At 30.3% G+C, this 12,705-nt stretch carries 10 protein-coding genes and 1 other annotated feature; of the genes, 3 read left to right on the top strand and 7 right to left on the bottom strand.

Going from position 1 to position 12,705, the window contains the following annotated elements; translation table 11 throughout:
• The first annotated feature begins 58 nt into the window (after positions 1-58).
• Both ACFWUA_RS02890 and ACFWUA_RS02895 read left to right on the top strand, forming a co-directional pair.
• A complete protein-coding gene (locus ACFWUA_RS02890; RefSeq protein WP_416198668.1) occupies positions 59-928 on the top strand; it encodes a YihY/virulence factor BrkB family protein in 870 nt (289 codons plus the stop codon).
• Positions 929-1,003: 75 nt separating this feature from the next.
• The gene (locus ACFWUA_RS02895; RefSeq protein ID WP_416198669.1) at positions 1,004-1,543 is read left to right on the top strand and encodes an HdeD family acid-resistance protein; all 540 of its coding nucleotides are present in this window, start codon (positions 1,004-1,006) and stop codon (positions 1,541-1,543) included.
• 116 nt (positions 1,544-1,659) lie between these two features.
• Here ACFWUA_RS02895 and ACFWUA_RS02900 read toward each other — a convergent pair whose 3' ends face one another.
• Together ACFWUA_RS02900 and ACFWUA_RS02905 are read right to left on the bottom strand one after the other, a co-directional pair.
• Positions 1,660-1,878, bottom strand: coding sequence for a DUF3343 domain-containing protein (locus ACFWUA_RS02900; protein ID WP_416198670.1), 219 nt, complete (start codon positions 1,876-1,878; stop codon positions 1,660-1,662).
• 1 nt (position 1,879) lies between these two features.
• Positions 1,880-3,139 (bottom strand): double-cubane-cluster-containing anaerobic reductase, encoded by a 1,260-nt coding sequence (locus ACFWUA_RS02905; protein ID WP_416198671.1) that lies wholly within the window; start codon positions 3,137-3,139, stop codon positions 1,880-1,882.
• A 189-nt stretch (positions 3,140-3,328) separates the two neighbouring features.
• Positions 3,329-3,591 (top strand) — a binding site (T-box leader).
• 235 nt (positions 3,592-3,826) lie between these two features.
• Here ACFWUA_RS02905 and ACFWUA_RS02910 point away from each other — a divergent pair.
• Positions 3,827-5,275: a tryptophanase gene (locus tag ACFWUA_RS02910; protein ID WP_416198672.1), complete on the top strand. Its 1,449-nt coding sequence runs from the start codon at positions 3,827-3,829 to the stop codon at positions 5,273-5,275.
• A 53-nt stretch (positions 5,276-5,328) separates the two neighbouring features.
• Here the strand turns inward: ACFWUA_RS02910 and uvsE are convergent, their stop codons facing one another.
• The 5 genes from uvsE to ACFWUA_RS02935 all read right to left on the bottom strand — a co-directional run bounded on the left by uvsE (position 5,329) and on the right by ACFWUA_RS02935 (position 12,620).
• Positions 5,329-6,588 (bottom strand): UV DNA damage repair endonuclease UvsE, encoded by a 1,260-nt coding sequence (gene uvsE, locus ACFWUA_RS02915; protein WP_416198673.1) that lies wholly within the window; start codon positions 6,586-6,588, stop codon positions 5,329-5,331.
• Positions 6,589-6,683: 95 nt separating this feature from the next.
• Positions 6,684-7,826 carry a PP2C family protein-serine/threonine phosphatase gene (locus tag ACFWUA_RS02920; RefSeq protein ID WP_416198674.1) on the bottom strand — a complete coding sequence of 381 codons (1,143 nt, stop codon included), beginning with the start codon at positions 7,824-7,826 and terminating at the stop codon, positions 6,684-6,686.
• Between the two features lie 155 nt (positions 7,827-7,981).
• A complete protein-coding gene (locus ACFWUA_RS02925) occupies positions 7,982-9,301 on the bottom strand; it encodes a circularly permuted type 2 ATP-grasp protein (RefSeq protein ID WP_416198675.1) in 1,320 nt (439 codons plus the stop codon).
• Positions 9,279-10,604, bottom strand: coding sequence for a glutamate--cysteine ligase (locus ACFWUA_RS02930; protein ID WP_416198676.1), 1,326 nt, complete (start codon positions 10,602-10,604; stop codon positions 9,279-9,281). The genes ACFWUA_RS02925 and ACFWUA_RS02930 overlap by 23 nt, the downstream gene beginning before the upstream one ends.
• 117 nt (positions 10,605-10,721) lie before the next feature.
• The gene (locus ACFWUA_RS02935; protein WP_416198677.1) at positions 10,722-12,620 is read right to left on the bottom strand and encodes a Dam family site-specific DNA-(adenine-N6)-methyltransferase; all 1,899 of its coding nucleotides are present in this window, start codon (positions 12,618-12,620) and stop codon (positions 10,722-10,724) included.
• Positions 12,621-12,705: the final 85 nt, after the last annotated feature.

Genomic DNA, 12,705 nt, shown 5'->3' on the forward strand with positions numbered 1-12,705 from the left:
TCCTATAATCGTTATATAAAAATTGGTTAAAATATATATGACAAAGGATGGGATGGATTTGAAATTTAAAGATAAGTTTTATAAAAAATATAAAAATAAAATATGGTTTGAATTTTTAGATGAACTCATCTATAGAATAAAAGACGATGACATAGCTGCCATAGGGGGACAACTCACATATTTTTCAATACTATCTATTGTCCCTTTTTTAATGTTTTTTCTAAATTTATTAAAATATACTTCTATTGGCCAAATTGAATTTTTAGACCATGCTTTAATCAGAGTTCCATTAGAAGCTCAAAGTATTTTTAAAAACATCTTAAAAGAAACAATAGACTCAAGTTCTCAGACTCTATTGTCTTTTAGTATACTGTTTTCTGTTTGGACTGGTTCTCTTGGAATAAACTCCATGATAAAAGCCATTAACAAAGCCTACAATGTAGAAAGAAAAAGACCTTCTTGGAGGATGAAAGTTTTATCTATTATATTCACCATTGTATTGGCTTTTTTGCTTTTAATAGTATTGGCAATGCTTGTGTTTGGAAAAATCATTAGTGAAAAAATTTTCAAATGGCTTGGAGCTAGTCATGCTTTCTATTATTGGTGGGAATTTTTGAGAATGATTATACCTATTGTATCTATGGTTGTAATATTCGCCCTTTTATATAAATTGAGCCCTCCTCATGAAGAAAATTTAAATTTAAAATTTAATGAAACCCTTCCTGGAGCAATATTTGCAGCTTTTGGTTGGATTATAGCTTCTATGATATTTTCCTTTTATGCAAACAATTTTGGAAATTATTCTAAAATTTATGGCAGCTTAGGGGGAATCATCATATTGCTAATATGGCTATATATATCAAATATAATGATAATATTAGGTGGAGAAATAAATGGAACCTATACATATTTAAAGAAAAGAAAATAAAGCAAGTTTATATTCAAAATAAATGGGTATGTACATATATATACATACTAGATTCATAAAATTAGGAGGGATAACTTGAAAAATTTCCTTAAACAAACAAAAATAAGTTTTATTGCAATGGCAATAATATACATTCTATTTGGTCTAATGTTTATGCTCCATCCAGATACTACAAACAAAATCATTGTAATAATCCTAGGCATACTCATAAGTATATATGGAATTTCGAAAATATTTTCCCATCTAAATGCTGAAGAGTTTGAAAGATTGCAGGGTTTTAATTTGGGTACTGGTATTATTGCTTTATTGATAGGAATTTATTTTCTTATAAAACCTCAAACAATAGTTTATATACTTGGTGCAATTTTAGGATTTTTCTTGTTCTTCCACGGAGCAATAAACTTCCAACATGCCGTAAATTTAAAAAGCATGAACTACGAAAAATGGTGGATTTCTGCTATATTTGGAATTGTAGCTATTTGTTTTGGATTTTATGGAGTTATGAATCCTACAACCTTATCTCCTGCCTTCCCTGTAACCATTGGGCTAGGAATGGTATTGAGCGGAATAAGCGATATATTCATGATTGCTAAAATTTCATCTTATTTTAAATAATCATGACAAAAACGTCAGCTTCTATCTATATAAAAGCTGACGTCTTTTATTGTTTCCAAACTGACAAATCACTGGAATTTATTTAAAATTGTCTTTATGAAAATTACTGAAAAATTCTATATTTTATAAAACCCTTTTATATCTATTTTATTTTCCTCAATTATTCTCTTTATGGCTTCTTCATCTTCTTTTTTATAAATAATAGATATTCCACAACTTGTAGATAATTTTCTAGGTGTTGGGGATATAGTATATTTTATGCCATTTTTTTTAAGAAAAGATTCCAATTCTAAACCATTAGAATAATTGTGAAAAAGAATGTAGTTTCTTTCCAAATTAGATCATCTCCAAAAATGCTTCCACCCTTGTTTTAATTTGACCAGTATCGCCTTCTGAATAATCTGTTTCTATCATTATGACTGGTATATTGTTATCTTTCAATGCCTTTTCTACTTTGTTGTACTCAACTCCATAAGTATGACAGAAAGATAAATTGTAGTTGATAACTCCATCTACATTGTATTCCTTTACATATTTTAAAATATCCTCTATTCGCCCTTCATTTGGCGTAAAGCACGCACAGTTTACTCCCATATACCTATCAGCTAAATTCTTTAGTATTTCATCCATGGTCTCTCCATCTTCAGCTACTTCATTTTCAAAATATCTAGTACCTGTACAAGTTTCTTCTACCACTATTTCTGCATCCAGTCCTTCTACTATAGAATGCAATTTCCAATTTGGCAATGCCATAGGAGTTCCTGTCACCATTATCCTTTTCTTGCCACTTGGTTTCATAGTTTTAACCCTTTCTTCTAATTCATCACACAATTCATTTACTTTTTCAATAAATCTTTCTGGATCATCATAAAAGGCAATCTGAGAAATAAGCAAAGAATCGAGTCCACTTATAGGTGAAGGTGTATTTTTTCTCAAATCATAAAGTCTTTTTAACGCTCTTCTCTTTTTATTGTTAAGTATTATAGCTTCTTTAAGAGCTTCAACAGTGACCTTATTTCCAGTGAGTTCCTCTATTCTCTCAATAAACAATTTTATTTCCTCTGCCCAAAATTCATAATTTTGAGCTCTTTTCATTTGAGGCAATTCCATTACATGAACTGGAATATAGTCATTTAAAATCTCCCAAGCTTTTTTCTTTCCATCACAAGTAGTCTCTCCAACTAGCAAATCACAAGATTGAAAATATGGACAAGTTCTACTGACTTTAGCTCCAGTAAAAGCTTTTATGAGTGGGCACAAATTCTTTGGCAACACCTTTTCCCCATCTTCAATCCAAAACTGACTTCCACCACACAATCCTACACTTATGGCATTAGATGCCAATATAACTTCATCAGGTACAAATACACAAAATGTTCCTATTACCTTTCTGCCTTCTTTTCTAGCATTTTCAAGTTCCATTATTCTAGCACCATGAACTTCTGCTACTACATAATTAAAATAATTCATTCCTTCAGGTCTATTTTCTTGTGTTAAATAAGTTTCTCCAAATTGTTCAGGCAAAGCAGCACATAAAATATCATGTTTCTCAAGATCAACATTTAATCCTTTCCACATTTCTCTGTAATCGCCCATTTTTGTCCCCCCTATAAAATTTATTCAAAGACATTATATCATTCTAGTTTTATTCAAATATGCATTATAGCAAAATATGATAGTAGCACTAATATTTATAAAAAATATATATGATTAGCTATTTATTTACTTTGTAGAAAAATTCTACTTGACACAATTTAATATATTTACTATAATGGCAAATATATTATAAAAACTTTGACTGAGAAAGAGTAAGAATGACTATTATTTACAGAGAGCTACCGGTTGGTGAGAGGTGCAAAGAAAAGCATTCTGAATACATCTCAAGAGTTGCACACCAAAAGAGACATTCTCAAGTAGGCTGTGTCGGCATCCTGCACCCGTTATAGTGCTAAAGTATCGTGTAAAATTATACGCCGTACTTGAAAAGGTTGATATTGCGAAGTATCAATAAATTAAGGTGGTAACACGGGAAATATCCCGTCCTTTGAAAATTCAAAGGACGGGTTTTTTTTACCTATAGGAAAGTTCTAGTTTCCCTTAATATAAAACTTTCCGAAATAGGTTCCAAAAAAGCTTCCTTGATTTTTTAATACTTCCATTGGAAGCCTTTTTTATTCTAATGAAAGGGAGATGATGATATGGATTCTGACTATTATTATAAAAATATAAAATCTCATGAAAGCGAAAGAAAAAAAATATTACTCAAATCGGAGGGATGACTAAATGTCAAATATCAAATTTTTCAGCGAGGAACAAATACCACTTGAGATGCATAAAGTACGTATAGTACAAAAATTAGAGCTTCCAACTGTAGAACGACGTTTTGAGGCTATAACTGAAGCTGGCAACAACACATTTCTTCTTAAAAATAGAGATATATTTCTTGATATGCTAACAGACAGCGGTGTAAATGCAATGAGTGATAGACAACAAGCCGCTATGCTTATAGCAGATGATAGCTATGCAGGGAGTGAAACCTTTATAAGACTTGAAAATAAGCTTAGAGAAATATTCGGTATGAAATTTTTTCTGCCAACACATCAGGGAAGAGCATGTGAAAATATTATCTCACAAGTATTAGTAAAAGCTGGTTCAATTGTACCTATGAACTACCATTTTACTACAACAAAATCTCACATAAACTTGAATGGAGGACAAGTTGAGGAAATCATAAACGATTCTTGCTTTGAAATTAAAAGCAACAACCCATTTAAGGGAAATATGGACATTGATAAACTAGAGAAACTTATAAAAAAACATGGCTCAGATAAAATTGCTTTTGTTCGAATGGAAGCTGGCACAAATCTCATTGGTGGACAGCCATTTTCTCTTGAAAATCTAAGTGAAGTTCGAAAAGTATGTGATAAATACGGTATTTTACTTGTACTTGATGCAAGTCTACTTTCTGACAATCTATACTTCATTAAAACTCGAGAAGAAAAGTGCAAATCTATGAGTATAAGAGAAATCACTAGTAAATTAGCTTCACTTTGTGATATTATATATTTTTCTGGTCGCAAACTAGGATGTGCACGAGGTGGCGGCATATGTACCAAAAATGAAGATGTTTTTATAAAAATGCGAGAACTTGTACCTCTTTATGAAGGATTTCTTACTTATGGCGGTATGTCTGTAAGAGAAATGGAAGCCTTGACTATTGGTCTTGAAGAAACAATGGATGAAAATATAATAAATCAAGGACCTCAATTTATTTCTTTTATGGTCAATGAACTTGACAAAAAAGGTGTCCCCGTTGTGACACCAGCTGGAGGCCTTGGCTGTCATATAGATGCTATGGAATTTGTTGAGCATATACCTCAACAAGAATACCCTGCTGGAGCACTTGCAGTGGCTCTTTATATTGCAAGTGGCATAAGAGGTATGGAACGTGGAACATTATCAGAACAGAGAAACCCAGATGGAAGTGAAGTATTCTCAAATATGGAACTTTTGAGATTAGCTATGCCAAGAAGAGTATTTACTCTTTCACAAGTTAAATATGCAGTTGATCGTATACTTTGGCTATATGAAAATCGTAAGCTTATAGAAGGACTTAAATTTACAGATGAACCCAAAATTCTACGTTTCTTCTTTGGAAGACTAAAACCTGTTTCCAATTGGCAAGAAAACTTAGTTAAAAAATTCAAAGAAGATTTTGGTGATAGCTTATAAAAAACTTAGGACTTTCCACTACCACAGCAGTGGAAAGTCCTAGTTCATAAAAATTATTCTTCTATAAAATAATATGAATTCAATAGATAAGACTCATTATACTTAACAGCCATTTTCCATAGACTATTTTTAATAGTAGCAATAGATGTTTGCCCTTTCTTATATTTTTCAATGCTATTAAAAAAATAGTTTTTTTCTCTATCTGTTGCCATTTCTTTAAAATAACCCCAAAGATGCAAAGCTGTATTTATAGAATTCCCTAGAGTACTTTTTTTCTCCATTGAATCTTCTATCAAATCATAAAAATCTATAACTGGATAATTGTCTTTGTCCTTAAGCAATTTTCGAATCTCCACATAATTTGATGGTGCGCTTTCAAGAATTTTGTATTTGTACCTGCTCCATTCAATTTCAAGGGCTTTGATGGATTTGTCATGAGAAGTGCAATTTATACATTTAATAGCCGAAATATTCTTGTCCTTAACTTCAAGCATAATATCAATATCCTTTATATCTAACCCTTCATAAAAATTCATGAATTGCCTTATACCTATAGTTTTTGAATGAGAACCAGGCTTTTTTAATGGATCTTGCTGTGAATAATGAATCTTTTGGCAGCCATCTTTTTTTCTCCAAGTTTTTCTACATTCATCAATCCAACAATACTCGTCTTTCTCTTCATCTGGAGGATTTATTTCATTGTGCAAATTGTCAAAGATAACAGGTATATTTAAAATATGACCAATCTCCAATACATCATTTATATTGTAAGATTTATCATCATTTTCTATGACAATTCGTTTTTTAACTTTGTCATCTAGTTTTTTATAATTCTCTATAAATCTCTCTATGGCCTGATTTTTGTCACCATAAATTCCACCTATATGTAAAACAATCTTGTGGTCCTCTCCCACTCCAAGACTATCTAATACTTGAGTATGATAATTTAAATCTTCAACAGCCTTTTTGACAACCTCTTCTTTGGGAGAATTAAGCACAGTATACTGCCCAGGATGCATAGAAACTCTCATTCCGCTTTTTTTTATTTTCCACCCAATAATTTGGAACTTCTCCTCAAATATCTCCCACCATTTCAGTTTATTTATAGGACTTGAAGCAAAAGGTATTATATCAGAGCTAATTCTAAAAAGCTTAATATCATTTTCAATATTATAATCAATTATATTTTCAAGAGAATTTAAATTGTATGAAATCAAATCCAACAATTTTTCTGGACTTGCATTTTTAAGCATACAACTCTTCTCTTTTGTATTTGGAACTCCAACAGTCAAACAAGCATATCCTATATTCATCGAACTCCCCTTTCATAATCCATTATTCTTGTAGAAGAGCTAAAAATTAGCAAACCACTTATTTTGCTAGTGGTTTGCTCTAATCTGCAAAATATTTAATTCATTTCTATACATAACAAAGACATATCATCCTTTTTAGCATCTTCAGAATTTTTAAATTCATTACATATAGTTTCTAAGAATTCTGGTATAGAAGGAGCATTTTCACCCAAATATACAATTTTCTCCATTATCTTGTTCAAATTCATGTCTTCATAAGTACTATTGTGCTTATATAAGCCATCAGTATACATGAATAGCCAATCGCCTTTCCCTATTTTCTTGCTTTGCTCTTTGTAATTTCCATCTTCAAATACTCCAACTAAATTTCCTGCCAACTCCAAAATTTCTGCCTTCCCATCATTCCTAAATAAAATTGGATATAGATGACCTCCATTGGAATAAGTCAATTTGTCATTATCTATGACTCCAACAAAAACAGAAAAACAAATTGAATCTATTTCTTCTGTCATATCATAAAAAGTTTTATTTATCTCCTTAACAATTTCAATTGGAGAATTTAATTTAGATACTAAAAGGTTAAAAATAGATTTCAACATAAAAGATATCATTGCTGCAGCTACTCCTTGAGCAGTCATATCGGAAATCATAAACCATATCTTCTCATTTTTTTCTATTACAGAAAATAAATCTCCTCCCAATTGACTTGAAGGCTTGTACTTCATATAGACATTGACATTAGAAAAATCTTTTTCACCATAATAAGCCATTACTTTTTTCTGCAAAGTTTCTGCTATTTTTAATTCGCTTTCATTTTTTTCATTAATTTCCTTTAACTTTTTTCCCTGTTCAAAATATCTCAGTGCATTTTTAACTTTAAGTGGTATCAAAACCTCCATTTCTTCAGGGCTAATTGGTTTTGTAAAATAATCAATAGCACCCAAACTCAGAGTTCTTTTAAAACTCTCTACATCCGTAATACTAGAACTGATTATGACTGGAATATCCTTATATCTATCATCTTCTTTCAATTCCTTAAGTACTTCATATCCATCTTTCCGTGGCAATATCAAATCCAATATAATGAGATCTATACTTTGACTTTTAACCACTTCCAATGCTTCTACTCCATCTATAGCTTCAACCACTTCTACATCTTCTACATATTTAGTTAAAATTTTTTTCATAAGCTTTCTGCCTAATTTGGTATCTTCAACTACCAATATGCGGTTTTTCATGAAAATTCCACCTTTCAAAAAATATATAATTACATAAATAGATTAACATAATCAAATTTAAGTTGAGCAGGAATAAGTAAGAAAAGTAAATACCTACATAATTTTCAAACACCTTAAATTTCCTATTATCTTTTACCGGCGATACTATAGTTTGTTTATATGACTAACAAATTAGGAACAGTATAATACCCATGAAGCCCAGATATTATGCTATTTTCTCCCACTCTAGTATATAGGCCTACAAATTTTTCATTATACAAAAACAGTCCAGTAATAGTTCCAAACTCTTTTATTTTCAATTCACCATCTTCAAACACCACAAATTTAGTTTTATATGGCTCAAAGAATTCTTGAAACAAATAATCTTTCCCAAAAACCTCATCCAATTTTTTGCTCCAATCCTCATAAGTAAAATCCTTTCCTGCATAAACACCTTTTGAACCATAAGAATCCTTGGGTTTCAATATATACTCATCTTTGTGATTTAACACTTTTTCATATACACTCCTACTTCCCTTAAATTCTTCAGTATATGGAATATGCTTTTTAATAAAATTTCTTTCTTCATCTGCCAAAAACTCTAAAGTATCCTCATCATATAATATCTTAAAAATTATCTTATTGTGCATTATTTGAGACTTCATGGAGCCAATCATGCAAACTGCTCCATCCCTATATGCTTCTATCAAATCACTTATTTCAGAGCTTTTCTCTATAAATTCTCTCGTAACTATTCTCCTATAAATCATATCTATATTCATATCTTCATAATACAATTTTCCATCAATATATTTTAATTCCCTAGGATCCACTATTTCTGCTCTATAACCTCTTTTTATATAAGCTTTCTTGAATTCCTCAAATTCATAAGGAGTTCCACTTTCTTTAAAATCCACAATTGCCACATTTGGCCTACTAATTGCCTTGTTATATTTCTTAAATATGTCTATACTTTCGTCCACCCATTTATATATAAGCTCAAAATATTCTATATCATATTTTTCCCTCATTTTTTTTATTGCTTTTGATTGTAATAGTATTCTTGCCAGTGTATTGTCTTCATTCATAGCTGAAGAACCATCTGTATTAAACTCACAAAATTTAAAATCATCATTTCCACCATAGAAAATGTCAAATCTTCCTATGGGAACATTTATATCATATCCTTGATCTACAAGTATTAGTTCTTCCAACAATTTAGAATATCCAAACTTTTTTCTATACTCGGGAGATTCTATATACTTTTGGGTTACTTTATTTGTTATGGAAATAAGAATTCTTCCTATCTCATTGAATCTTTCAACATCAGATTGTGTATAAAATATAGGCTCATATAAAAATGGCACTGGCTCACCCTTATATATAGCTGTTGAATTGGCAACAGCTTCTATAGCCTTTTCATAATCATCATAGTATTTATCAACATCTCTCTTAATTATATCTATATACTCATCAGTTAATTTCTTCATGTCCATTATTTTTCACCTCAATTAAATTATTCAAAATACACCAATCCAATGCTTTCTTTTTACCTAAATAAGCTCTTTTCTCAGTTTTCCCTCTTGGAGTCATCTTTTCATTAAACATTTCTTCCAATGGCAAAATATACTTTAATTCATCTTCTTTTAATCCACTTTTAGAAATCTCTATAAGCCTTTTACCTATTTCATATACAGTTTCATCTCTTAACTTCCCATAAAGTCCCTTTTCAACAATATCCTTTTTAGCCTTATTTATATCTTCTATACTTATATCGTCAACATATTCATATATTTTACTTAAATTTTCCTCATCATATATAATTCCCTTCCATAATGCAACTGCTGAAAAATTCAATGGATATGGCACTCCATCCATCATCCTTATTTCTATATACTTCTTTGCTCTTACATCTGGAAAAAACATAGTTAGAATATGTTCCAATTCCTGTATAGAATATTTATCTGGATCAAATATATCTTTGGTAAGTTTATCTTTAGTGAAATAAACCTCTTTTCCATTATCAATAAATATTGGAGGTCTATTTAATATATACTCTGCATATTTCTCATATCCAAATGACTTATCCAATGCGGCATCTACAACTCCGCATCTATCTTTATCACAATTTTCCCATATATATGATCTTAAGCTAAATTTATTCCATACCCTACCTTCAAAATAATAAGCATTGTCAAACATAGCATATATAACTGGAGAAATCCCACTAGCTACTTTAAACTTTTTCACAAAATCTTCTTCACTACTATAATCAACAGACAATTGTAGTGAAGCTGTTCCTTTCATCATATTGTGAGCATGAGTTCCCTTGTCTTTAAAATATTCATACATATACGAATATCTCTTTTTAGGTATAATTTTTATATCAGAAATACTGCTTTCTGGTTGATAACCAGTAGTTATTAATGCTTGATTTTTTCTATCAAGAATAGGAAGCACTTCATTTAAAAAATTAAAATACTCTCTTTCCAAATCAAAAATATGCTTTTCTGGTCTTATGCTTAATTCAAACTGGCTACCTGGTTCAAGGGTAATAGTCGTGCCATTCTTTTTAAGTCCAAGGATATTGTCCCCTTCATAAATTCCCTCCCAACCATTTTGCAACATTTGCTCTAATGTATCTGATGTACCTTTTTCTTCATAATAAGAAATAGTTCTAAAGCTATCTTTATCTATAATGAAATGCTCAATCTCCAATCCCATTTTGAAATCTTTAATTTCCTTTTCATTGTCCTCAAAATATTTCGCAATCTCTTTTACTTGTCTTTCATAATCCATCTAAATCATCTCACTTTCAATAAACTAATATTATATATACCCATAAAATTAGATAAAAAAAGTATAATTTCCTCCCATAAAAAAACAATAGTCTTAAAGGTAAACTATTGTTTTTTATTATACTATATAATTTGTAATGAGTACTTCAACTGTGGAGTTTTTATCCCTGTTTTTAGTTTGATAATTGGAATTTGAATAGTCATTGTTTAAGTAGTGAACTATATACTTATCTTTATTTAAAATAGTCCAATTGTATAAAATTTCATTTTTTCTTCCCTTACTCTCCATGACATTGGAGAGGGCAAACCTTATACCTTTTGAATCCAATCCATCTAAAAACTTAAGCAAATTTTTTTCATGTTCCTCATTCCATCCACCTTGCTCATTGTAACTTGCAGTAGTTATTAAATAAGGGGGATCTGCATAGACAAAGCTTAAATTTTCAATTTCCTCCACTCTGATATTTGAAAAATCTTCTACAATAAATTCATAATTGTTTTCATGAATTCTATCAATAAATTCAATGAGCTTTTTTCTCATTTTAGCATTAAAATCTCTTTTCCCAACAGGCAAATTAAATTCACCATTTTTGTTGAATCTAATTTGATTGTTGAAACTAAATACTATCAATACATAAAAAATCATATCATAATAAAAACTATCTTCCATTCTTTTGTTGTATATCTCCCTCAAATACATATATTTTCCCTTGTTGTATTTTCCAAGTCCGACACTACTAATAGTACCATAATAGCTATATCCATGCTTTGATGAATTCGACAATTCAAATTCATCTATTATACTATCAATTTCATTTAGAATTTCATCTTTTTCATGCTCTTTAAAGGCATTTAAAAGCCTTATGAGACTTACCTCTTTGTCAACAAATTTCACATTTTTGCAATCTACATTTATTCCCACATTACATCCACCACAAAAAAGATCCATCATGCTATCTATTTTTTCTGGAAACAGTGGTTTTATCTGATCCAACAATTTATACTTACCACCAGTATAATTTAGCGGTGAAGCTACAGTATTAAAGGTTTTACATAAAAACAATCTCTCTTTATGATTATCAATTCTAGATTTCCCTGCAGTAAAAGCACCATAGTCCATTTCAAATATTTGAACTTCTCCTCTTTTTCTTAAAATAGAAAGTATTTCTCTATCGGTAATCCTAGCATTTGACCTATCATGGCCTTTACTCCCCATATTGCTATAGGATACAAGAATATATTTAGCATCTAAATTCTCAATTAGATCTTTAAAAACTTGAGGAGCTCTCCTTGTACAGTAGCTACTCTTTATATCTTTTCGATTCATCTTTTTAGCCACACCAAAAACTTCAGGTTTTTCCCATCTTGCAACATTTTCTAAAAGATGATAGGCATCTGAATACTGTCTGGAATTGTAAGGAGGATCAATATAGGCTATGTCAGCTTTCACAACTCTTACAAGTTCATTGGAATCTGTATTGTAGATTTGATTTTTACCCATATTTTCTTTTATATTGGGAAATTTAAGTACTAATTCATCATTATATTCTTTTGTTTTCCTATAGGCATCATAATGCCCACAAGTACTTGCAATTCTATCCATAGCATATATAAGGGAAGATATGAGTATGTATTCTTCTCTTTTATTTATCTCTCCATTTTTAGCTAAAATATCAATTTCTTCTCTTATATATCCAATCTTTTTGGAAGTTTCATGACTAAAATACTTTCCTCCAAAATTTATAGACATATAATTTTCTTCTTTTATGCTAGAAATATTGTTCCATTTGTCTATAATTTTCATAAGCTTTTCTTTGTCAAACTCATCATCGCTAAAAAAAGCATAATGGATGACATAATTGCTATACAATAAATCATTAGTTATCAAATTAAATTCCCTAAAAGCATCAGCCACTACTCCAGTACCACTAAAAACATCGAAAAAAGAACTACAATCTTCACAATTGTCCTCCACAACTTTTTTTATAAAGGGAATAAGCTTGTACTTATTTCCCATTCTCAATTCCATCACCCTTTTTGCTTTACCGTTGTTCTCATTATACCTAAAGTCAAATAGCTAGTAAAGTGCAGTTTCCCTTCAC

Origin of the sequence: Sporanaerobacter sp. (assembly GCF_047830725.1) — a bacterium.
In the GTDB taxonomy this organism is placed as follows: Bacteria; Bacillota; Clostridia; order Tissierellales; family Sporanaerobacteraceae; genus Sporanaerobacter.

Bases quoted from the DNA above. Each gene is read 5' to 3' on its own strand.
- ACFWUA_RS02905 (WP_416198671.1), bottom strand. From the start codon at position 3,139: ATGGGCGATTACAGAGAAATGTGGAAAGGATTAAATGTTGATCTTGAG.
- ACFWUA_RS02910 (WP_416198672.1), top strand. From the start codon at position 3,827: ATGTCAAATATCAAATTTTTCAGCGAGGAACAAATACCACTTGAGATG.
- uvsE (WP_416198673.1), bottom strand. From the start codon at position 6,588: ATGAATATAGGATATGCTTGTTTGACTGTTGGAGTTCCAAATACAAAA.
- ACFWUA_RS02920 (WP_416198674.1), bottom strand. From the start codon at position 7,826: ATGAAAAACCGCATATTGGTAGTTGAAGATACCAAATTAGGCAGAAAG.
- ACFWUA_RS02925 (WP_416198675.1), bottom strand. From the start codon at position 9,301: ATGGACATGAAGAAATTAACTGATGAGTATATAGATATAATTAAGAGA.
- ACFWUA_RS02930 (WP_416198676.1), bottom strand. From the start codon at position 10,604: ATGGATTATGAAAGACAAGTAAAAGAGATTGCGAAATATTTTGAGGAC.
- ACFWUA_RS02935 (WP_416198677.1), bottom strand. From the start codon at position 12,620: ATGGGAAATAAGTACAAGCTTATTCCCTTTATAAAAAAAGTTGTGGAG.